The 20,534-nt window shown below is 63.6% G+C and carries 27 protein-coding genes; 6 read left to right on the top strand and 21 right to left on the bottom strand.

Annotated elements, in window-relative coordinates; genetic code table 11:
* Positions 1 to 16: 16 nt before the first annotated feature.
* The gene (locus ACWGTI_RS06905) at positions 17 to 973 is read right to left on the bottom strand and encodes an SDR family oxidoreductase (protein WP_454586367.1); all 957 of its coding nucleotides are present in this window, start codon (positions 971 to 973) and stop codon (positions 17 to 19) included.
* A gap of 96 nt (positions 974 to 1,069) precedes the next feature.
* On the opposite strand from ACWGTI_RS06905, the gene ACWGTI_RS06900 reads away from it, so the two are divergent.
* Positions 1,070 to 1,978: a LysR family transcriptional regulator gene (locus ACWGTI_RS06900; RefSeq protein WP_454586366.1), complete on the top strand. Its 909-nt coding sequence runs from the start codon at positions 1,070 to 1,072 to the stop codon at positions 1,976 to 1,978.
* Here the strand turns inward: ACWGTI_RS06900 and ACWGTI_RS06895 are convergent.
* From ACWGTI_RS06895 to ACWGTI_RS06885, 3 genes are all read right to left on the bottom strand, one after another.
* Positions 1,942 to 3,117 (bottom strand): MFS transporter, encoded by a 1,176-nt coding sequence (locus ACWGTI_RS06895; protein ID WP_454586365.1) that lies wholly within the window; start codon positions 3,115 to 3,117, stop codon positions 1,942 to 1,944. The genes ACWGTI_RS06900 and ACWGTI_RS06895 overlap by 37 nt on opposite strands.
* A gap of 208 nt (positions 3,118 to 3,325) precedes the next feature.
* Positions 3,326 to 3,634 (bottom strand): DUF1244 domain-containing protein, encoded by a 309-nt coding sequence (locus ACWGTI_RS06890; RefSeq protein WP_454573051.1) that lies wholly within the window; start codon positions 3,632 to 3,634, stop codon positions 3,326 to 3,328.
* Between the two features lie 11 nt (positions 3,635 to 3,645).
* A complete protein-coding gene (locus ACWGTI_RS06885) occupies positions 3,646 to 4,443 on the bottom strand; it encodes an N-formylglutamate amidohydrolase (RefSeq protein ID WP_454586364.1) in 798 nt (265 codons plus the stop codon).
* A 248-nt stretch (positions 4,444 to 4,691) separates the two neighbouring features.
* On the opposite strand from ACWGTI_RS06885, the gene ACWGTI_RS06880 reads away from it, so the two are divergent.
* Together ACWGTI_RS06880 and pyk are read left to right on the top strand one after the other, a co-directional pair.
* The gene (locus ACWGTI_RS06880) at positions 4,692 to 5,180 is read left to right on the top strand and encodes a DUF1036 domain-containing protein (protein WP_454573495.1); all 489 of its coding nucleotides are present in this window, start codon (positions 4,692 to 4,694) and stop codon (positions 5,178 to 5,180) included.
* Positions 5,177 to 6,622: a pyruvate kinase gene (gene pyk / locus ACWGTI_RS06875; protein ID WP_454586363.1), complete on the top strand. Its 1,446-nt coding sequence runs from the start codon at positions 5,177 to 5,179 to the stop codon at positions 6,620 to 6,622. The genes ACWGTI_RS06880 and pyk overlap by 4 nt, the downstream gene beginning before the upstream one ends.
* Here pyk and ACWGTI_RS06870 read toward each other — a convergent pair.
* The 4 genes from ACWGTI_RS06870 to ykgO form a co-directional block, all read right to left on the bottom strand.
* Positions 6,580 to 7,095: a hypothetical protein gene (locus ACWGTI_RS06870; protein WP_454586362.1), complete on the bottom strand. Its 516-nt coding sequence runs from the start codon at positions 7,093 to 7,095 to the stop codon at positions 6,580 to 6,582. The two genes, pyk and ACWGTI_RS06870, sit on opposite strands and share 43 nt — an antisense overlap.
* Positions 7,096 to 7,100: 5 nt before the next feature.
* Entirely contained in the window at positions 7,101 to 8,168 is a 1,068-nt protein-coding gene (locus ACWGTI_RS06865) for an alpha/beta fold hydrolase (protein ID WP_454586361.1), read from the bottom strand.
* 151 nt (positions 8,169 to 8,319) lie between these two features.
* Positions 8,320 to 8,913: a tetratricopeptide repeat protein gene (locus tag ACWGTI_RS06860; protein ID WP_454586360.1), complete on the bottom strand. Its 594-nt coding sequence runs from the start codon at positions 8,911 to 8,913 to the stop codon at positions 8,320 to 8,322.
* Between the two features lie 113 nt (positions 8,914 to 9,026).
* Positions 9,027 to 9,152: a type B 50S ribosomal protein L36 gene (gene ykgO / locus ACWGTI_RS06855; RefSeq protein ID WP_006203764.1), complete on the bottom strand. Its 126-nt coding sequence runs from the start codon at positions 9,150 to 9,152 to the stop codon at positions 9,027 to 9,029.
* Between the two features lie 101 nt (positions 9,153 to 9,253).
* Between ykgO and ACWGTI_RS06850 the strand changes: the two genes are divergently transcribed.
* Positions 9,254 to 9,820: a lysozyme inhibitor LprI family protein gene (locus tag ACWGTI_RS06850; RefSeq protein WP_454586359.1), complete on the top strand. Its 567-nt coding sequence runs from the start codon at positions 9,254 to 9,256 to the stop codon at positions 9,818 to 9,820.
* A gap of 52 nt (positions 9,821 to 9,872) precedes the next feature.
* On the opposite strand, the gene ACWGTI_RS06845 is transcribed toward ACWGTI_RS06850, so the two are convergent.
* From ACWGTI_RS06845 to ACWGTI_RS06790, 12 genes are all read right to left on the bottom strand, one after another.
* The gene (locus tag ACWGTI_RS06845; RefSeq protein WP_454586358.1) at positions 9,873 to 10,949 is read right to left on the bottom strand and encodes a 5-(carboxyamino)imidazole ribonucleotide synthase; all 1,077 of its coding nucleotides are present in this window, start codon (positions 10,947 to 10,949) and stop codon (positions 9,873 to 9,875) included.
* Entirely contained in the window at positions 10,946 to 11,443 is a 498-nt protein-coding gene (purE, locus tag ACWGTI_RS06840; RefSeq protein ID WP_454586357.1) for a 5-(carboxyamino)imidazole ribonucleotide mutase, read from the bottom strand. The genes ACWGTI_RS06845 and purE overlap by 4 nt, the downstream gene beginning before the upstream one ends.
* Before the next feature lie 96 nt (positions 11,444 to 11,539).
* Entirely contained in the window at positions 11,540 to 12,442 is a 903-nt protein-coding gene (locus ACWGTI_RS06835) for an anti-sigma factor family protein (protein ID WP_454586356.1), read from the bottom strand.
* On the bottom strand, positions 12,439 to 12,978 hold the full coding sequence (locus ACWGTI_RS06830) for a sigma-70 family RNA polymerase sigma factor (protein WP_454586355.1): 540 nt from the start codon (positions 12,976 to 12,978) through the stop codon (positions 12,439 to 12,441). The genes ACWGTI_RS06835 and ACWGTI_RS06830 overlap by 4 nt, the downstream gene beginning before the upstream one ends.
* A gap of 46 nt (positions 12,979 to 13,024) precedes the next feature.
* Positions 13,025 to 13,222 carry a hypothetical protein gene (locus ACWGTI_RS06825; RefSeq protein ID WP_454586354.1) on the bottom strand — a complete coding sequence of 66 codons (198 nt, stop codon included), beginning with the start codon at positions 13,220 to 13,222 and terminating at the stop codon, positions 13,025 to 13,027.
* Positions 13,223 to 13,437: 215 nt separating this feature from the next.
* Positions 13,438 to 13,956 (bottom strand): DUF6985 domain-containing protein, encoded by a 519-nt coding sequence (locus ACWGTI_RS06820; protein ID WP_454586353.1) that lies wholly within the window; start codon positions 13,954 to 13,956, stop codon positions 13,438 to 13,440.
* A gap of 84 nt (positions 13,957 to 14,040) precedes the next feature.
* A complete protein-coding gene (locus tag ACWGTI_RS06815) occupies positions 14,041 to 15,246 on the bottom strand; it encodes an aminotransferase class V-fold PLP-dependent enzyme (RefSeq protein WP_454586352.1) in 1,206 nt (401 codons plus the stop codon).
* A 20-nt stretch (positions 15,247 to 15,266) separates the two neighbouring features.
* Positions 15,267 to 15,728, bottom strand: a complete 462-nt coding sequence (locus tag ACWGTI_RS06810) for a RidA family protein (RefSeq protein ID WP_454573063.1) — start codon at positions 15,726 to 15,728, stop codon at positions 15,267 to 15,269.
* A gap of 117 nt (positions 15,729 to 15,845) precedes the next feature.
* The gene (locus ACWGTI_RS06805) at positions 15,846 to 16,640 is read right to left on the bottom strand and encodes an amino acid ABC transporter ATP-binding protein (protein ID WP_454586351.1); all 795 of its coding nucleotides are present in this window, start codon (positions 16,638 to 16,640) and stop codon (positions 15,846 to 15,848) included.
* 4 nt (positions 16,641 to 16,644) lie between these two features.
* Positions 16,645 to 17,295: an amino acid ABC transporter permease gene (locus ACWGTI_RS06800; RefSeq protein WP_454586350.1), complete on the bottom strand. Its 651-nt coding sequence runs from the start codon at positions 17,293 to 17,295 to the stop codon at positions 16,645 to 16,647.
* Position 17,296: 1 nt separating this feature from the next.
* Positions 17,297 to 17,962 (bottom strand): amino acid ABC transporter permease, encoded by a 666-nt coding sequence (locus ACWGTI_RS06795; protein WP_454586349.1) that lies wholly within the window; start codon positions 17,960 to 17,962, stop codon positions 17,297 to 17,299.
* A gap of 114 nt (positions 17,963 to 18,076) precedes the next feature.
* On the bottom strand, positions 18,077 to 18,946 hold the full coding sequence (locus tag ACWGTI_RS06790; protein WP_454586348.1) for a transporter substrate-binding domain-containing protein: 870 nt from the start codon (positions 18,944 to 18,946) through the stop codon (positions 18,077 to 18,079).
* Positions 18,947 to 19,068: 122 nt separating this feature from the next.
* Between ACWGTI_RS06790 and ACWGTI_RS06785 the strand changes: the two genes are divergently transcribed.
* Positions 19,069 to 19,872 carry an IclR family transcriptional regulator gene (locus ACWGTI_RS06785; RefSeq protein ID WP_454586347.1) on the top strand — a complete coding sequence of 268 codons (804 nt, stop codon included), beginning with the start codon at positions 19,069 to 19,071 and terminating at the stop codon, positions 19,870 to 19,872.
* 24 nt (positions 19,873 to 19,896) lie between these two features.
* Here the strand turns inward: ACWGTI_RS06785 and ACWGTI_RS06780 are convergent, their stop codons facing one another.
* The gene (locus tag ACWGTI_RS06780; protein WP_112559568.1) at positions 19,897 to 20,100 is read right to left on the bottom strand and encodes a YdcH family protein; all 204 of its coding nucleotides are present in this window, start codon (positions 20,098 to 20,100) and stop codon (positions 19,897 to 19,899) included.
* Between the two features lie 243 nt (positions 20,101 to 20,343).
* On the opposite strand from ACWGTI_RS06780, the gene ACWGTI_RS06775 reads away from it, so the two are divergent.
* Positions 20,344 to 20,523, top strand: a complete 180-nt coding sequence (locus tag ACWGTI_RS06775; protein ID WP_095487303.1) for a YdcH family protein — start codon at positions 20,344 to 20,346, stop codon at positions 20,521 to 20,523.
* Positions 20,524 to 20,534 lie beyond the last annotated feature (11 nt).

Below are 20,534 nucleotides of genomic sequence, written 5' to 3'. Positions count from 1 at the left end.
GGCTGATGGGGTCTGTCTACGCCGCGTCTTTTTCACGATCGGGGTTGATGCCGATGTCCTTCAAGGCCTCGGCCACGGCCTCGTCCAGCGGCGTGTGCGGGACCTCGCCGATGATGTCTTCCAGCCGGTCGGACACGAGCCGGTGCGGTTCGAAGCGCAGGTAGGACATCGAGACGATCTCGCGCCACATCGCCACGAACGGGCTGCCGGCGCGCAGCACCCACCAGGGCATGAAGGTCAGCTTCAGCGGATGGCCCAGTGCCTTCTCGGCCGCGGCCTTGATATCCATGTCGGTGACGGCGTGGCTGGGGAAATTGAGCGCTTCGTAGAAGCCGAGCTTGTCGAGGTTGCGCGCCAGCCCGACAAAGCCGACGGCGAAGTCCGGCAGATAGGCCCATTCATGCACGAGGTTGGCCGGGCCGGGCGCGGTATAGACGCCCTTGTTCATCTTGGCGGCGACGACGAGGTCGAACCATGACCCGCTGCCGGTGCCGCCGAAGAAATCGCCGGCCCGCAAAATGATGGTGCGGACATGGCCGGCATCGGCCTCTGCGCGAAACAGCGCTTCCATGGCGCAGCGGATGCGGCCCTTTTCGGTGGTCGGGCGGAACGGCGTGTCCTCGGTGACCAAATGCGGCATCGGCGAGCCGTAATTGTAGACCGTGCCGGGAAAGAGATGCAGCGCGCCATTGGCATGGCAGGCGGCCATGACGTTTTCGGCCATCGGCAGGCATTTGCCCCAGTCGGTGTAGATCGGGTTGAGGCCATTGAAGACGATGCCGACGCCCTCGGTGGCGCGGATCAAAGACTGGCGGTCCATGGCGTCGCCGGCGACGGACGTGGCGCCGTTGAGTTCGGCCGGGACCTTGCCGGTGCGGGTGACGGCGCGGACGTCGAAGCCGGCGTCGATGAAGGCCTTGCCAACCATGCGGCCAAGCCGGCCATTGGCGCCGAGTATTGCGATCTTGGTCATTTTTCGTCTCCGTGTTTCGTGTTTGCAGGTGGAATATGATGCCTTCACATGCGAATGAAAATTGACTGATATCGGCGTTCTGATATTCATAAATGAATGACTGACATTGACTGGAACCTGATCAAGAGCTTCGTCACCGTGGCGGAAACCGGCAGCCTGTCGGCGGCGGCGCGCAAGCTGTCGGCCAGCCAGCCGACGCTTGGGCGTCACATTGGCGAGCTTGAACAGGCGCTCGGCGTCACGCTGTTCCGGCGCGGACGGCGCGGCTATGCGCTGACCGAAGCCGGCGCCACGCTGTTCGAACGCGGCAAGGCGGTGAGCGAGCAGGCGAGTGCCTTTTCGTTGCTGGCGCTGGGCTCGGTCGAAGCCATTGAAGGCACGGTGCGCATTGCCGCCAGCGAAGTGGTTGCCGCCTATGTGCTGCCGAAGATGACGGCGCGGCTCGGCATCGAGGAGCCTGGCATCGAGGTCGAGATCGTTGCCTCTAATCAGGTCGAAAACCTGCTGCGCAGGGACGCCGACATCGCCATCCGCATGGTCAAGCCGGCGCAGAACGAACTGACCGCGCGCAAGGTCTGCGATATTCCGCTCTGCTGCTGCGCGGCCAAATCCTATCTCGACAGGCACGGCCGTCCGCTCAAGCCGGCCGACCTGGTAGATCACCCGTTGATCGGCTTTGACCGCAGCGACGAGATGATCCGCGGCTTTACGCAAGTTGGCATCCCGGTCACCCGCGGCAACTTCCGCTTCAGGACCGACAACCAGATTGTTCTGTGGGAAGCGCTGCGGGCGGGAAACGGCATCGGTCTCGGCCAGGAACCGTTGGCCGACAGCGATCCATTGCTGGAAAAATTGCTGCCCGGAATGCCATTGCCCAGCCTGCCGGTGTGGCTGGCGATGCATCGCGACGTGCGCACCAGTGTGCGCATCCGCCGCGTCGCCGATTTCCTCTATGAGGAGCTAAAGCGCTATTCGGCGGGTGCGGCCGCGAACTCGGCGCGGTAAGCGAGCCCGGCCATCAACAGCACGACGATCAGCAGCCCCGACATGGCGACGAAGATCGGGCCGAAGCTCGAATGCTCGGCGACGAAGCCGATCGCCGACGGCGCCACCAATATGCCGGAATAGCCCATGGTGGTGACGACGCTCATGCCGGTGCCCGACGACATGCCTTCCTGGTTGCCGCCGGCGGAGAAGATGATCGGCACCATGTTGGCGATGCCGAAGCCGCACAGAGCAAAGGCCGCGATGGCGATCCAGGGCGAGGGCGCCAGGCCGGCGACCAGCATGCCGGCGGCAGCGGCGATGGCCGAGCCGCGCAGCGTCGCCACCGCGCCGAAGCGGTTGCGAACGCCATCGCCGAAGAAGCGCATGACCGCCATGACGCCGGAGAAGGCGGCGTAGGCGAGGCCGGCAACGGCGAGGTCGGCGCCGAGCTCCTGCCTGAGATAGAGCGCCGCCCAGTCGAGCACGGCGCCTTCCGAGATCATGGTCAGCAGCGCCATCAGCCCGACCAGATAGACCAGCGGATTGGCAGGCAGGGTAAATTTGTGATGTTCGGCGGCCTGCGGCTTGTCCTCGGCGACGAGGTAGCGGACCGCCACGGCTATGACGGCAAAGGCGATGATTGTGACGACAGCCGCATGGGCGAGGTGGCCGTAAGTCTGGATGGCGTAACCGCCCAAACCGCCACCGGCGAAACCGCCGAGGCTCCAGAAACCGTGCGACGACGACATGATGGCGCGGGAGAGCCTTCTTTCCACCACCACGGCATTGGCATTCATGGCGACATCCATGCCGCCGATCGAGCCGCCGAAGATGACCATGGCGATGGCCGCCAGCGGCACGTTGGGCGCCAGCGCCACGACCAGCAGGCCGAGGCTGCCGCACAGGCCGAACCAGCGCAGCACCGTGCGCGAGCCGTGCCTGGAGATCAAATGGCCGCACCAGCTCATGGCCGCCACCGCGCCGACGCCGAACAACAGGATCAGCAGGCCGAGCGTGAATTTTGTGATGTCGAGCCGGGTCAGGAACACCGGAATCTGCGGCGCCCAGCTGCCGGTCAGGAAACCGTTGGCGAGGAAGATGGCTGCAACGGCCCATCGCCCGCGAATGGCGCTCTGCATCGCGTTTTGCGCGTCCATGTCCCGAATCCGGTCAAAAAATGGCTTTGAACGGCAAATTAGATCGATTCAATTTGCAGTCAAGCGCTCGCGTGGGGAAATGCTTGGACCAAAGGCTGAACCATGACCCGGACCGTTCGTGGCGGATGATCGAGGTTGGAGATTGGCGGAAACGCCTCTCCCTTGCTCCGCCCTAGAATGACGAAGTCACGGGTTTGCCGAGCGGGCCCTAATGATCCCTCGGCCGTCTCGCCTCGAATTCCGCCTTCTTGGCGTCCGAAGCCTCGGTCTGGTTCAGGGCCTGCCAGTCGGCGTAGGGCATGCCGTAGACGATCTCGCGCGACTGATCCTTGGATAGATCGACACCCTCGGCCTCAGCGGCTTCGCGATACCAGTTCGACAGGCAGTTGCGGCAGAAGCCGGCGAGGTTCATCAGGTCGATGTTCTGCACGTCGCTGCGTTCGCGCAGGTGCCCGACCAGCCGCCGGAAGGCGGCGGCTTCGAAATCGCGTCTCTGTTCGTCGCTGAGTTCGGTCATTTTATCGATCCTCACAACGGCCCGGTGCGCGAGCCGAACATCTTCACCTGATGTATATCGGGACGCCGATCGATGGCGTCAACGATCGGCGCCAGCCGTTCGGCCCAGGCCAGCGCGCCCTTGCTGTCAGCGATCAGGTCCTGGCGGATCTCGAGCAGCGCATGGGCAAAGCCGTTGACGATGGCGTGCTTGAACATGGTGTCGCCGCGCAGCGCGCCGTCATAGGGTTCGTTGTCGCCGACGACGAGGTCTTTATCCTGCGCGAGCATGTCGATCAGCGGCCGCGCAACGCGGTCGTCGAGGTCCCAAAGGATGCCGACATGCCACGGGCGCACAACGCCTTGCATGACCGGGGTGAAGGAGTGCACGGAGAAGACGAAAGGCGCTTTGCCGGAGGCCCGCGCCACCGAGGCGATCATGGCGCCGACGGCGTCGTGATAGGGCCGGTAGAACCCCTCGAGCCGCCTTTCGCGTTCTTCCGTCGCAATCGGGTAGTTTCCCGGCACGACAGTGCCGTCATAGAGCTGGCGGATCAGCGTCGGATCGTCCTCGCCGCGATTGGGGTCGATCAGCAGGCGCGAGAAATTGGCGATCACCGCCGGTACGTCGAGCGCTGCCGCCAGTTCGCGCGTCACCGCCTCGACACCGATGTCGTAGGCGATGTGGCGCTCGAGTTCCACCGCCGGCAGGCCGAGGCTGCCATACTCCTCCGGCAGGTCGCGGCGGGCATGGTCGGCGACAAGCACGATGCCTCGCTTGCGGTCGCCTTCGACAAGATCGAAAGGCGCGAAAACTGTGGATCGGGTCATTGGCTGGAAATGGTCTGTTCGCTGGCTTCCGGGGAGGGTGCTATCGTCATTACCCACGAAGAGGACGATGGCGCAATGCCGTTGTTTGGCCACGGTTTCTGCGAAAATCCGGTCATGCGCGGCAAATCGCGCGCCTGGGGCCTTTCTAAATCGATTGGAATTGGACAGAACGGCGCGTTGACATGCGCCCGGACTTTTCCGAAAAGGGGCGTTGAGAGATGCAGATGACGTTGTTGAGGGGTTTCGGGATGGGTTCCGCCGGCAGGCCGCGTGCGCGCACCGCCTTTGCCGTGCCGCTCCTGACCTTGACCGTGGGGCTCGCCGCGCTGGTCGCGGCCTCGCCCGCCCGCGCCGATTTCCGCGTCTGCAACGCAACGCAGAACCTGGTCGGCGTCGGCATCGGCTACCGCGCCAAGGCCGGCTGGATCACCGAGGGGTGGTGGCACATCGAAGGATCGAGCTGCAAGACGCTGATCGAAGGGCCGCTGTCATCAAGGTTTTACTATCTTTATGCAGAAGACGCCGAGCGAGGCGGGCGCTGGGATGGCCCGATCAACATGTGTGTGGCCGAAAAAGAGTTCAAGATCGCCGGCGTTACCGATTGCGTCGCCCGGGGCTTCCAGCGCGCCGGATTCCAGGAATATGACACGGGCGAGCAGGCAAGCTGGATGGTCCAGCTGACCGATGAGTCCACAACGGGAGGCGCTCCAGCCGCCCCGGGAACAAACAGTCAATGAGACGTAGCCGCAAGGTCAAGATCCTCGCCACCATCGGTCCGGCCTCCTCATCCGAGGAGATGCTGCAGAAGCTGTTCGAAGCCGGCGCCGATGTCTTCCGCATCAATATGAGCCACACCGACCACGAGCTGATGCGCACGCTGGTCGGCCGAATCCGTGCGGTCGAGGAAAAGGTCGGCCGTCCGATCGGCATCCTGGCCGATTTGCAGGGGCCGAAGCTGCGCGTCGGCAAGTTCGCCAACGGCAAGGAAGTGCTGACGGCTGGCCAGACCTTCACGCTCGACAACAATCCCGAGCCCGGCAATTCGACCAGGGTCTACTTGCCACATCCCGAAATCCTGAGTTCGGTCGAGGCCGGCCACCGTCTATTGATCGACGACGGCAAGCTGGAGCTCAAGGCGGTGAAGAGCGACGGCAAGTCGATCACCTGCACGGTCGTCGCCGGCACCACGATCTCCGACAAGAAGGGCGTCAGCCTGCCCGACACCGACCTGCCGGTCGGCGCTCTGACCGAGAAGGACCGCAAGGACCTCGATGCAGTGCTGGCGGCAAACGTCGACTGGGTGGCGCTGTCCTTCGTGCAGCGGCCGGAAGATCTCGCCGAAGCCCGCAAGATCGCGCGTGGCCGGGCGCTGATCATGGCCAAGATCGAAAAGCCGCAGGCCGTTGCCCGGCTGGCCGAGATCATCGAATTGTCCGACGCGCTGATGGTCGCGCGCGGCGATCTTGGTGTGGAAATGCCGCTGGAAGCCGTGCCCGGCATCCAGAAGCAGATCACGCGCGCGGCGCGCCGCGCCGGCAAGCCGGTGGTTGTCGCCACGCAGATGCTGGAATCGATGATCACAGCACCAGTGCCGACCCGCGCCGAAGTCTCCGACGTCTCGATCGCCGTGTTCGAAGGCGCTGACGCCATCATGCTGTCGGCGGAATCGGCCGCCGGCGCCTATCCGGTCGAGGCGGTGGCGATGATGAACCGCATCGCCACCAAGGTCGAAACCGACCCGACCTATGCCGGCATCATCAACGCACAGCGTTCGGAACCGGAAGCGACCGGCGCCGACGCCATTTCGCTCGCTGCCCGCGAGATCGCCGAAACACTGAAACTGTCGGCGATCATCACCTATACGGCGTCGGGTACCACCGGCCTGCGCGCGGCGCGCGAGCGCCCGCAGGTGCCGATCATCGCTCTGTCGCCCATCCTCAACACGGCGCGGCGGCTGTCGTTACTGTGGGGCACGCATTGCGTCGTGTCGCCTGACGCCATCGACCTCGACGACATGGTCGACCGCGCCTGCCGTATCGCTTTCGACGAAGGCTTCGGCAAGCCGGGCGACCGCGTCATCATCACGGCGGGCGTGCCGCTGAGGACGCCGGGCTCGACCAACATGCTGCGCATCGCCTATGTCGGATCGGACGTACAGGCCAGCCGCAACATAGGCTGAGAGAGGCTTCCACTCGCCACAGTTCGCAGCGCTCTTGCCGCGGCTTCGGCGTGATCTATGCGCCGAAGGAACCGGCGAGCCCGGGGAACGGGGTCGTGCAGGTACTGGTCCGGACCCAGTATCTTTCGCCGGTTGAGTTCGGCTGTGTCGAGCAGATCGAAATCGACTTTGGTGATCGCGCAGTGCCATCCGGGGCTGCGTGAAGCCCAACCTCTTTCGTGGTGCTTCAGCAGCCGCTCGCGGGCGGAGTAACCGTGGTAATCGAACGCGATCACGCCATTCGTCACATAGATGTGGTTTCCGGAAAAGCTGTCGCCTGGAAGGATCCGTTCGCCGTAAAATCCCTCCAGCGGGGGGTGATCGAGAAAGGTGCCGGCGAGAATGGCGCACGCGCCGTAACCGAAGAAGATGCGGTCCGGCAATGCCCATCGCTTCTCCGGGTTCTTCTTGATGCCGTGCTTCAGGACATACATGGCGATCAGGTCGGAGCGAGCTGCACGTCGGGCACCGTGATGTCGGGGCATTGCCCCTCATTATGGGCATCGCCGGCGATCCGCGCTTCCACGGTTTTCGCCAGCGCCTGAAGGTCGACGTCCTTTCCGGCAACCTTTTCGATGGCGCCGACGACGAGGTCTGGCGCGATCCAGTCCGGCTTGTGGCCGAGATTGTGGACCCAGATCAGTTCGGCGCCGGGGATATCCCTGACAAGGCCGACCGAATGGATCGAGGCATAGACCACCTTGTCGCGATCGCCTGAGATGACGATCGTCGGCGCCTTGATGTCGCGGTAATGCGGCGCGGCCTTGAGCGCGAAGTCGTAGAGGCCGGCGACATCGATGGCGTTGGCACGGAAGGCGCCGGGACGCAGCACCAGCGTGATCGAGGCGTTGCCGACATAGCTGTCCGGCACCTTGTTGGGCGAAAACACGCAGGCCGTGGCGCTGTTCATCTGCAGCGTGCCGGCCGGATAGGTCAAAGTCTCCGAGAACAGCCGGCCAATGATGGGGGTAGCGGTCAGCTTGTAGTACCAGGCGGTCGCGCCGCCCGGCCAGGGATGGCTGACGGGCGACAGGAAGACCAGGCCCGATGTTTTGTCCGGGTACTGGCGGCCAAAGGCTGCCGTTATCGCGCCGCCGAAGGAATGGCCGACGATGACCGCCTTGTGGATGCCGAGACGGTCCATCAGCCTGGCAATGGTGTCGGCCTGCGCCGACGGGCTTTCATTGTTGCCGGGGCCGCGTGCCGACCAGCCGAAGCCCGGCCGGTCGAGGAAGACCATTTCGGCGCGACCTTCGAGCAAAGGCCTGATCGGCAGCATCTGATCTCTTAGGTTGGCGCTGGCGCCGTGAATGAAGACGATCGCCGGAAGCTCGGCATTCTGCGGCGCCGGCACGTGGACATAATGGATGCGGGCGCCGTCAATGTCGGCAAATTCGCCGGCAGGCGGATTGCGCCACTCGATCAGCCACGCGCCGGCGCGGGTGACACCGACGAGAGCAAAGACCAGCGCGAGGAGGAAGGCAAAGGCAGCGTAAATGAGGTTCATGCGCGGAGATACGGGGGTGCAGGGGGAATAGTTCTAGGGCAGTAGGGCAGTAGGGCAGTAGGGCAGTAGGGCAGTAGGGCAGTAGGGCAGTAGGAGGAGCTATCCAGGCCCTTCACATACTGCCTTACTGCCCTACTGCCTTATTCCCTTCCTAAATTCCTTCGCCCGCCAGCTCTTCCGACAGCGTCGCGACCTGGTCCTGGGCGCTGCGCATCATCGGATAGATGGCCAGCACCTTCTGCCAGGCTTCGAGCGCCGATTGCTTGTGCTCGGTGGCGGCCATGATCTGCGCCAGGCCGGAAAGCGCGCCAAAATGGCGTGGTTCCAACTGCAGCGTCTGGTCGATGTCGGACATCGACTTCCCGAAATTCCTCATCATGTAATGCACGGTGGCGCGCCGGTTCCAGCCCTCGGCATATTTGGGCTGCAAGGTGACGACCTGGTCGAGGAAATCGAGGGCGACGTCGAACTTCTGGTCATCCATCGCCTTTTGCGACCACTGCATCATCAGGTCGATCGAGGCGCTGCCGGACTGGAACCATTCGCCCCAGATGCGTCCGGCGATGCGCTCGGCCGCCTTTTCATTGCGTTCGCGCTTCAGATCGGCAAACAGCTGGTCGAGCCGCGCTTCTTTCGTCAGGGCGACGGGAGGTGTCGCGGCGGCGGGCGGCGGCAGGTCGTCCGCGCGTGCCGCAGCAGCGCTGAACAGGAAACCGGCGGCCAAAAATGCAAAAAGAATCCGCATCGCCGGAATCTAACCCCGGAGAGCGGATCGTCAAACTGAAATTAGCGTGAAAGTGCCGGATATCCGGCAATTACCATCATATGAACGGAGGCAGCGTGCCTCCGGCCGAAAACTCAACCCTGGCGCGCCTTGTAGCGCGGAGCGGTCTTGTTGATGATGTAGATGCGGCCCTTGCGGCGAACCAGCTGGTTGTCGCGGTGACGCGCCTTCAGCGCCTTGAGCGAATTCTTGATCTTCATGGTCTTGCCCGTGATCTGGGCCCTGTCGGGGCCGAATTATTAAGGCGCGCCAGGAGACGCGCCTTTGAACTTGCGTGGCTCATAAACGAGGAGCCTTGCCCGTGTCAACCGCAAGCGTGTTGCATAAAGGCTGGGAACGGCTTTGGCCATCAAATATCCGCCATCGCCGCTCGACGCCATTGCGCCGCCGAAGACGGGCTGGAATGGTGCGGCGCCTGCAAGCCGATTTGGAGACGTCCATGCGCCTGTTGTTTGTGTCCGCCTGCCTTGCCGTTCTGGCCGCCGCCGCCGCCCCCGCACAGGCGCAGGAATGCGACCGTAACGACGACAGCCAGCAGATGATGAATATCTGTGCCGGCGAGGACTACCAGGCTGCTGATGCCAAGCTCAACCAAGCCTACAAGGATCTGGTCGGCCGCAACGACGACAAGAGCAGGAAGCTGCTGCAGGTCGCGCAGCGCGCCTGGATCGCCTTCCGCGACGCCGAATGCGCCTATAACACAACAGATAGCGAAGGCGGCTCCATCCATCCAATGGAGGTTTCGCAATGCCTGACCGAACTGACGGACCAGCGCATCAAACAGCTCACCTCGGGCGCCAACTGCCAGGAAGGCGATGCGAGCTGCGCCAGCCCCGACGAGGAAGACCTGAACAACGAGCTGCAATAGGGGCCAGCCACGCCTCCTTCAGGCAAAGCGCTACGCGCTTTCCTGGAATTGCTTAGCTCCGGCGGCTGATGCGGGTGAAATGGCCCATCTTGCGGCCCGGGCGCGCTTCCGCCTTGCCATAGAGATGCAGCATCAGATCGGGCTCGGCGAGCAAAGCGGGCACGCGCAGGACATCGTCGCCGATCAGGTTTTCCATGACGCAGTTGGAATGTCGGCCAGGGTTGCCAAGCGGCAGGCCGGCAATGGCGCGGATATGCTGCTCGAACTGTGAAACGATGCAGGCGGCTTCCGTCCAATGGCCGGAATTGTGCACGCGCGGCGCCATCTCGTTGGCCAGCAGGGAGCCATCAGCAAGAACGAAGAACTCGACACCGATGACGCCGACATAATCGAGGGCCGACAGGATCTTTGCCGCCGCCTGTTGCGCCGCAGCCGCCGTGTCCAGCCTGATCTGGGCCGGCAGGGTCGAGGTATGCAGGATCCCGTCGCGGTGGACGTTTTCGGCCGGATCGTAGGCGGCGACAGCGCCGTCCAGCCCGCGCGCGGCGATCACCGAAATCTCGCGCTCGAAAGCGACGAAGGATTCCAGGATCAGCGGCACATTGCCCATCGCCTCGCAGGTGCCGGCAAAGCCGCCCGTCTCCATGTTGCGGAAGACGCGCTGACCCTTGCCGTCATAGCCCATGCGCCGGGTCTTCAAGATGCCGCTACCCGAGAACTCTCCCAGCGCCGCCGTCAGTTCGTCGTCATTGTCGACGGCGCGGAAATCCGCGGTCTTGATGCCGATGCTGTTGAGGAACTGCTTCTCCGCGACTCTATCCTGGGCAGCCTCCAGCGCCCTGGGCGGCGGATAGACCGGGACCTTGGCAGCAAGCGCACTGGCAGCCGCCACCGGCACGTTCTCGAATTCGTAGGTGACGACGGCGCTGGCTGCTGCCAGTTCGGCAAGGGCGGCCGCATCGTCATAGGCAGCGGTGATCTGCCGGTTGGCGAGCTGCGCTGCCGGACAGTCAGCCTGCGGTTCGAGGATCACGGTGCGGTAGCCAAGGCGGGCCGCCGCAACAGCCAGCATGCGGCCGAGCTGGCCGCCGCCGATAATGCCGATGGTCGATCCCGCCGGCAGGCTCATGGTGCGTCCGTCGGCTCGGCGGCGACCTTGGCGGTCTGGGCGGCGCGCCAGGCATCCAGCCGGGTGGCGAGCCGCTCGTCGTGGAGCGCCAGCACCGCAGCCGCCAGAAGGGCCGCATTGGCCGCGCCCGCCTTGCCGATGGCGAGTGTGCCGACAGGAATGCCGGCCGGCATCTGGACGATGGAGAGCAGCGAATCCTGGCCGGACAGCGCCTTCGATTCGACCGGCACGCCGAACACCGGCAGCGGTGTCATCGCCGCGGTCATGCCCGGCAGGTGGGCGGCACCGCCGGCGCCGGCGATGATCACCTTGTAGCCGGCCGCCTTGGCGCCCTTGGCAAAATCATAGAGCCGATCGGGGGTGCGATGGGCGGAGACGATCAGCCGCTTGTGCGGGATGCCCAGCGCCTCAAGCGTTTCGGCGGCGTGGCGCATCGTCGCCCAGTCGGACTGGCTGCCCATGATGATGGCGACGTCGGCGCGGTGGTCGGTCAAGCGCATGCTCCCGGCGGCAAAGGCGCGCCTTAGCGGAATTCGCGCAAAGCCGCAAGGATAGGCGGCCGCCGCCGAGCTCGGCAGCCACAAGTCACTCTATACGGCCGCCTTGCGGAAGCGGGCAACGAAGTCGTCGAGCTCGGGGCGCTCCATGTCGGAGATCGCCCAATAGGAGAAGGCGCCGTCGCTCCAGTGCACCATCGAGAAGCCGCCCGAGGAAACGTCCTTCGGCTCGGTGACACGGCCACCTTGCTGCGGTTCGGCGACCAGCGTGATCAGGTGCTCGCGGTGGCGGTAGACCAGTGCCGGCACGGGACGGCCGGAGACCACCTCGACCCGGCCGCCGATCAGCGCGAAGCCATCCGTGGCAAGATCGGGCGCCGGCGGCGACACGCCGATGCGGGCGTCGAGCCACGGTTTTACCGTGTGCCGGTCGGACGAGACGATGTCGATCGGGCTGGCGGCGAGCAGGCTGCGGCGATGGTCGCCGGCGATCTCGGCGGCGATGCCGTCGGAGGCGCTGTTGAACATCACCCATTGCGTCGCCCCGCTGGCCAGCACCGCTGACATCACGATCGACGCCGCCATGGCGCGCCAGTCGAACGAGCCGAAGCGGCGCGCCGTCGGCCGCGCCCGGGACGATCGCGTGTCGGTCGCGCGCCGGTTCTGGCCTGCGCCAGCGCCTGCAATCAATCCCGGCAGTGCCGAAGGCGCGCCCTGCTGCGGCTCCTTGTCCTGAGCCTTCTGTTCGGTTGATGCCGTGCCGATCGCCGCGATACGCGCCCGAAAGGCGTCGCTGACGTTGGAGCGCGGCAAGCGGCTGACCGCGCCTTGCAGGGCAAGGATGCGGGCGTGTTCGGCGGCAAGCGCGGGATCGGCGACTATGCGGCGTTCCACGGCGAGTGCGGCAGCCGCATCGAGTTCACCGTCAACCAGGGCGTGGATCATCAGCCTGATGCCTTCGGGATCGTTGGGCAGTCCGTCGTCATGCACGGTCATGGCGCTCTCCCCAGTTCAGACGCAAGCAGGCCACGGGCCCGCGCCAGCCGTGACATCACCGTGCCGATCGGCACGCCGAGCATCGCCGATATGTCGCGGTAGCTGAGGCCGTTAATGTCGCGCAGCACCAGCGTTTCGCGGAACGGCTGCGGCAGCGCCGCGATCGCGGCTTCCAGCGCCGCCGTATCGGCCCTGGCGATCAGGTTCGCCTCCGGGCCGTCTTCATCCGGCAAGCTGGTGCCGTGCGCCGCCGCCATCTCGTCGAGATCGCCGAGATCACCGACGGCCATCATGCCGCGCTGCCGGTTGCGCACCATCCAGGTGTAGGCGGTGTTGCGCACGATGGTCAGCAGCCACGCGCGCGGGTTGCCGCCGGCATAGCCAGCGATGCCGGCATGCGCCTTGATACAGGCATCCTGCACGACATCTTCGGCATCGGCGGCGTTGCCGGTCAGCCAGCGCGCCAGCGCAAGCGCGTCGCCGAGATGCGGCAGCACCACCTCGTTGAAGCGTTCGGCCAAGGCCCTCTCGCTCAAAGCAGCACCATGATCCGATACTCCGGGGCGGACAGGCCGTGCGCAGTCAGGCAGCGACGGCGATTTCGCCCTTCGGGCGAACCCCGCAGGAACAGGCAAGGCCGCCTGCAGTAGCGAAAGTGAAGTCATCTGCGTCACCGGTGTCAAGCGCCAGGCCGGAGACGCTGATGACGATCATACGGTCCAACCCATGACGACGGCTGATGCCGTGGCCCTGTTGGCTGTCCTCGAAATGATGCGGCATGCCGTTCTCCTCAACGCCTGCAAAGGCGTATGTGGAGGAGACCTGTTGCGGCGGCGATTTATTCCCGCCGCCTGCACATTCGGCTGTTCACGGTCACGTGATCAGCCCGGCATCCGAAATCGATGGTCGGCTGGCGTCTAATCCGGCCGGCGCAAGGCGCCGGACGAATCCTTTCGCGGCTGTCTCATCGCATCCGCCGGCCGCTCGGCAAGCGCTCAGCGATAGATAACATTTTCAAGAGTGCTATCCGCGTACGCATCCGAGTTTGTGTGATGCCCGTCAAAAGGGCCTACTTTATTAACCACGGCGCCATTCTTAAAAACGATTAGAAGGCCGTGCTCAGGCTCCCAATCACAATTACACTCGACCCAGACGTATATGCCTTTGTCACCGTCGGGCCGGCGGCTAATCAAGGCCTCTGCGCCAAGCTGAATGAATGGCCATATCTCAGAAGGTGAACCGATGGATGGGAAATCGTCTTCTGGTTCAATGGTGTTTTTGACGTCTAGATAATACCTGAAGATATGCGGTTCTGCTGCCGTAAGGACAGTATTGGGCGCTTCCAAGAAGTTGGAAATTGCTTCGTCAAAGTCCTCAACAGGAGGATCTTCGCCGTACTCCTGAACGAGTATCTTGCATTTTTCCCCATTCAGGACCGCCAACGAGATAGGCTCGCTAACGTAGCAGCCTTCGCGTTCATCAAATTTACATTCGCCAAGCCTTGGAATTTTCATTTTTGCGATCCTCCCAGCGTGCATATAGGCGAGAATCCTCCATCGATTAAATCCCCAATGAAGTAATTGTTGGACGCCGCGAGCCTAGTCGGGCCAGCGCAAGACGCCTGACGAATCCTTGCGTGCGGCTTTCATCGCATCGGCCGGGCGGTCCTTCGCGGTCAAAATAGTCCGCATGCGCTCGGCGACGATCTCGGCCTCGCCGGGGTGCAGATTGCACGGGTCGAGGAAGAAATGGCCGCGCTCGACCTCGTGGTTGCGCACGATGATCGGCGGCGAGCCGGCCGCAAGTGCCGAGGCAAGGCCGGCGGCGGTGAAACGGCTTTCGGCCGAGACAAAGACCTGCAGCCGGTCGAGCGGGTTGGCGGTCGGGTCGGGAATGATGTGGGCGGCGATGCCCGGAATGCCTTGCAAGGCGTCCTTCCACAGATTGAGCGCCGCTTCCTCGCGCCGGCGGATGCCGGCATGGTCGCGCTTTTCCCAGGCGTCGAGCGCTGCCATGGTGCCGGCGATGCTTTCCTTGCCGACCTTCATGGCGCGGCCGACACCGCGGTTCTGCAGATAGGCGGCCCGCACCAGGTCCTTGCGTCCCGTCACAATGCCGCTGGTCGGCCCCGAGAGGAATTTGTGGCCGCTGTAGACGACGATGTCGGCGCCGCGCGCCAGGAAGCTGCGCAGATCATATTCGGAAGCCGCGTCGACGATCACCGGTACGCCCATGGCGTGGCAGATGTCGCAGAATTCCTCCAGGGAAAGCATGCCGTATTGCACGGTGTGGTGCGCCACGACGTAGAGCGCCGCCGCGGTGCGCTCGTTGATCGCTTCGCGCACATGGTAGTCCTGGGTGACGCTGACGGTGCCCGCCGGAATAACCTTGGCGCCGGCCACGCGGATCGATTGGTCGATCGGCGCGCCGTAATTGACGATATGTCCAAGCTGGATGACGACTTCGGACTTCAGCCCTTCGGTGTCATCGGGCAGCCGCTCGATCGCCAGCAGATTGGTGCCGGTCATCGCCCCGGCGATTGCCATGGTGATGCCTGAGGCGCAGCAGGCGGTGATGAAGCCGGCCTCGCCGCCGGTCAGGCGAGCGGTGATCACGCTTGCGGCGCGCTGTAGGTCGTCCATCTCCACCCATTGCGAGGCGATTTCGGCCATGGCGCTGATCGCCTCGGGAACGATGATCGAGGCGCCCAGCGTCGTCATCGTGCCGGAGACGTTGATGATCGGCCTCAGTCCCAGCCGTTCGCGGATCGTGGTGTTGGAGCCGGTGTCGGAATAGGTTTTCATTTGAGCAGATCCCTTGACTGTCAGGCGGCGATCTCGACAACCGCTTCGATTTCGACGGTGATGTTTCCAGGCAGCGAACCGACGCCGATTGCCGAGCGGGCATGGCCGCCGATCCTGTCGAAGACGTTGGCGAACAGGTCGGAGCAGCCATTGACGACTTTCGGGTGGTCGCTGAAGGTCGGCGTCGCATTGACGAAGCCGAGCAATTTGACGACGCGCACGATGCGGCCGAGATCGCCGGCAGCGGCATGCATGACGGCCAGCAGATTGAGCCCGGTGAGGCGGGCATGCTCATAGGCCTGCTCGACGGTGACGTCGTCGCCTACCTTGCCGGTGCACAGCGTGCCGTCCGCGCGCAGCGGTCCCTGACCCGAGAGAAAGATCAGCCGGCCGCTTTCGGCATGGGTGACGAAATTGGCGATCGGTGTCGGTGGCTCGGGCAGCGTCAGGCCGAGTTCGGCGAGCCGGATGTAAGGCGTCATGGAAGAATTCTCCCTGGGGCGGCTCGTTGTTTTACGCAATTCCCAAGGGAAAGCGTTTCGCGCTTTTCCCGGGAAAACCGCTTACACTTTTCCTGGAATTGCTTTGGGCCGCCCATGTCAGAAATGCGAGGCGCGGAACCGCGCCAGGAAAGAGCGCAGGCGCTCATTGGTGGTCTCTTGGGCGAGGATCTCCTTCGGCGGGCCGACAGCGCTGACACCGCCATCGGCCATAAACACGATGCGGCTTGAAGCGTCGCGCGCAAAGGCCATCTCGTGGGTGACCATCACCATGGTCATGCCGTCCTCGGCAAGGCTGCGTACGACCGCCAGCACCTCGCCGACCAGTTCGGGATCGAGCGCGGAGGTGATCTCGTCGAGCAGCAGGATCTTCGGTTCCATGGCGACGGCGCGGGCAATGCCGACGCGCTGCTGCTGGCCGCCGGAGAGTTCCGCCGGCAGGCTGTCGGCCTTGTGCGCGAGGCCGACGCGGCCGAGCCAATGCTCGGCAATCTGGCGCGCCTCGGCCTTGCTCTTGCCGCGCACCTTGATGAGGCCAAGCATGATGTTGCCGGCGGCGGTGAGGTGTGGAAACAGGTTGAAGCTCTGGAACACCATGCCGGTCTCGGCGCGCATGCTGGCCAGATCGCGCTCGCTGCGGCGCTGTCGGGTTCCCGGCTCGCGAAAACCGACCTCCTTGCCGTCGATACGGATCGAGCCTGAGTCATAGCTTTCGAGGAAGTTGACGCAGCGCAAAAGTGTCGTCTTGCCGCTGCCGGAAGGCCCGATGACGGTGACCACCTCGCCCTTATCCACCTTGAGGCTGACCGAGCGCAGCACCGGGACCGAACCGAAGGCTTTCGAGACCTCGGCAATATCGAGAAGCGCTGGAGTGTCGTTCGAGCTTGTGGCCATCGTGCTAGTCCCGGATGAAGGCGAAGCGACGTTCCAGCCGCCGGCTGGCGTAGGAAAGCGAATAATTGACGGCGAAATAGATCAAGGCGCCGAGGATATAGAGCGGCATCGCCTCATAGGTGCGGCCGATCACCTGGTTGATGGCCTGCATCAGGTCGGTGATGCCAAGCAAGGAGACCAGCGCGCTGCCCTTGACCGCATCGGTGACGCCATTGATCCAGGGCGGCAGGAAGCGCCGGAAGGCCTGCGGAAAGATGACGGAGGTGAGCCGCTGGCTAAAGGTCAGGCCGATCGCCATCGCCGCCTCGGACTGGCCTTTGGGAATGGAGCCGACCGCGCCGCGTACATATTCGACGACCTGCGCCGTCTTGAACAAGGTGAGCGCCAGCACCGCTGCCCAGAAGGATTGCAGATGCAGACCGGCCGCGGGCAGGCCGTAATAGACGAAGAACATCAGCACCAGGATCGGGATGCCGCGGATGGTGTCCGAGAATATGCGCACCGCCCAGCGCAGCGGCGCCGGGCCATAGACGAGGCCGACGCCGAGTGCGACGCCGGCAATCAGCGACAACACCACGACCAGCAGCGACACCCACAGGGTCACGGCGAAACCCTGGGCGAGGAACGGCAATGCGTAGAGGATCTGGCCAAGCATGTCAGCGCGCCGCCCTGAACCGGCGCTCGACGAGCCGTAGCCCGAAGAGCAGCGCGTAGCCGGTCACCAGATACATCGCCGTCGTCACCAGGTAGACCTCGACGATGCGGAAAGTGTTGAAGTTGATCCACTGGGCGCCATAGGTCAGTTCGGGCACGGAGATGACCGAGGCGATGGACGTGTCTTTGAACAGCGAGATGAAGGTGTTGGAGAGCGCCGGCAAGGTGATGCGCAGCATGGTCGGCAGGCGCACGTGAACCAGCCGCTGCCAGGGTGGCAGGCCGATCGCCTTGCCGGCATCGAGCTGGCCGCGCGGCACGGCCTCGAGGCCGGAACGGAAGACTTCGACCAGATAGGCGCCGCTATAGACCGACAGCGTCAGCACGAACGAGGTCGGCGCGTCGTAGGCGAGATCGACCACGGTCGGCACGCCGTAGAAGACGAGATAGACCAGCAGGATCAGCGGCACGTTGCGGATGAACTCGACGTAAGCCGCGATGATGGCGCGCACCACGCGCCCGGCCGAAACATACCAGACCGCCAGCACCAGGCCGATGACGACGCCAATGGCGATCGAGATCACGGCAAGCTCGAGGCTGAGCAGCAGCCCACCCCAGAGCTTGTCGAAATGCCGCCAGATCAGGTTGAAATTGAGCGTATAGCCCATGCGTGCGTCTCAATGGCTGCGGTGACGGAAGAAAGAATCCGTCACGCGCAGACCTGTGTCGAGGAAAAACAGGCGGAAGGAATGCCTCCTTCCGCTGGCTAGGTTTTTTACTTGTCAGATGACCGGGAAACCGGGGTGGCGGGCCGGCGGTTCCTGACCGAAATAGTCCTTGAAGGCGGCGTCATAGAGCGCCGTCTCGTGGCCGAACATGGCGATGGTGAAGGTCTGGTTGACATAGGTCAGCCAGTCGAGATCGCCCTGCCTGACCGCCGCGCCGTACAGCATCGAGTACCAGCTCTTGCCGGCATCGAAATATTTGTCGGGGTTGCGCGAGGCCAGCCAGCGCACGGTCGACAGATCGACGGCGGCGGCGTCGGCGCGCTTGGATTCCAGCGCCTGCAGCACGTTGGCCTGGGTGTCGATCTGCAACACCTGCGCCTCCGGCAACGCGAAATGCACCGAGCTTTCTGCGTCGACATTCTGCAGGATCGAGATGCGCGTCGCCGAACCGCCGGCGAGCAGCTTGTCGAAGGTCTTGTTTTCAGCTGTCGGCAGCGTCAGCAGGGCGACACCCTCGACATAGTATGGCCGCGAGAAGTGGACCAGCTGCGAGCGTTGCGCGGTCATGGTCATGAACTGGATGGTGATGTCGACCTTGTTGGTGGTGACATTGGGGATGCGCTGCGCCGGGTCCTGCATGACGAACTCGACCTTGCTCGGATCGTCGAACAGGCCCTTGGCCAGGATGCGGCCCATGGTGATGTCCATGCCGACCAGTTCGCCGGCATCGTTCTCGAAATGCCACGGCGCGTTGGTGCTGCCGGTGCCGACGATCAGCTTGCCGCGGTCGAGCGCGGTGCGCAGCACGCTGTCGGATGCGGCCTGTGCTGCCGCCTTCTCGGCGCTGACTGCGGTCAGCACGCCTGCCGTTGCCAGTCCGGCCATGCCCAGTTTCAGAAAATCTCGCTTGGATGCGTCGTTCACTGCGACCTCCTGTTCGTTTGAGTTCCCCTTACAGGCACATGTGCCGCTCACGCGAGTGAATTGTCTCTTACAAAAGACACATGTATCCTATACAAGACAGATACTAACATCAGGAATCAGTTATGCAAGACAGCAATGGGATCACCGATCAGCCAGTTCTTGGCCCAGCCGCGGACCGGACGTCAGGTTCGCGCGAAAAGGGTCTCAACCGGGTGCTGGAGATACTGGAGTTCCTGCATGTCACGCAGCGCGCCATCGGCATCGGCGACCTCGCCAAGGGGGTGAATGCGCCGCGCTCCACCACCTACACGCTGGTGCGCTCGCTGGTCGATGCGGGTCTCCTGGAAATGGAGGGCGACGGCAACCGGGTCTATTTCGGCAAGAAGCTCTACCTCTACGGAATGGACTATGTCCGCGGCAACGACCTGCTCCGCCGAGGCCGGCAGGAGGTCGACAATCTGTCACGCGAGACCGGCGAGACCTCCGAATTGTGCATGCTGCAAAGCGGCCGCTACACCATCGTCCATTCCAGCCCGGGCACCAGGCCGTTCCGCATCAGCTCCGCCACCGGCCTGCAGATCCCGCTGCCATGGACGGCATCAGGGCGGCTGCTTCTGGCCGGGCTTGAGAGGACTGCTATCCAGGAGATGGTATCGGACGACGACCTTTTGCTGCCGGATGGCCGCAGGCTGCAGCTCGACGATTTCATCGCCGATATCGCGACGGCCAGGACGACCGGCTACTGCATCACTTCGGGGCTGGTCGACGCCTATACCAAATGCCTGGCCGCTCCGGTGTTTTCCGTCACAGGCAAGGTTGAGGCAACGATGTGCCTGGTGGTTCCGATCGACACCGCGAAGGAAAAGACCGACGAGCTCATTGCACTATTGCGTGAACGCTCCGCAAGGCTTTCGATGCCGGGATAAAGGGCCAGGCTCCGAGGCTACCGCTCAGGCGATGATGTCCGGAATGATCTTGTCTTCCAGCGCCATCAGCCGGTCCTTGAGGAACAGTTTTTTCTTCTTCATGCGTTGGATCTGCAAGGGATCACAACCCATGGCGATCATCGCATTGATGGCCGCGTCGAAATCGGCATGCTCTTGTTTCAGCCGAGAAAATTCGAGGCGGATATCAGCCTGTTCCTGTTCGGACATTATCTACCGTCTGCACGTCTGCGGCGCCCAATGATGGGCCTGATTGGGCGGGACCGGCGGGGTTTTATAGCCGGCGCGCAGCCCATACCACATTTCACATTGTCGTGGAATGCTACCACGCAGCATTCGACATCGCCGCCCGATGGTGGCAGAGTGTCATGGTGCCGTCACAGATGCGACTGACTGCGGTGGACGTGCCTTTGACGGCTGCAATCGAGGAAACCATGAAAGGGAGAACCAATCATGTCTCTTGCATCCCATCTTGATGAGTTGCAGCGGAAACACGGTGATATCGAACGCGAGATCGACGATGCGATGAATCATCCATCGGTCGACGACCTTGAAATCGTGAATCTCAAGCGACGCAAGCTGGCACTCAAGGACGAGATTGAAAAACTGAAGGCGAAACCGACAACACACTGACGCCCTTCCTG

This window comes from Mesorhizobium sp. ArgA1, assembly GCF_053714375.1.
Note: the sequence above shows the minus strand (reverse complement) of the source record. Positions and strands in the feature narration are given on the sequence as shown.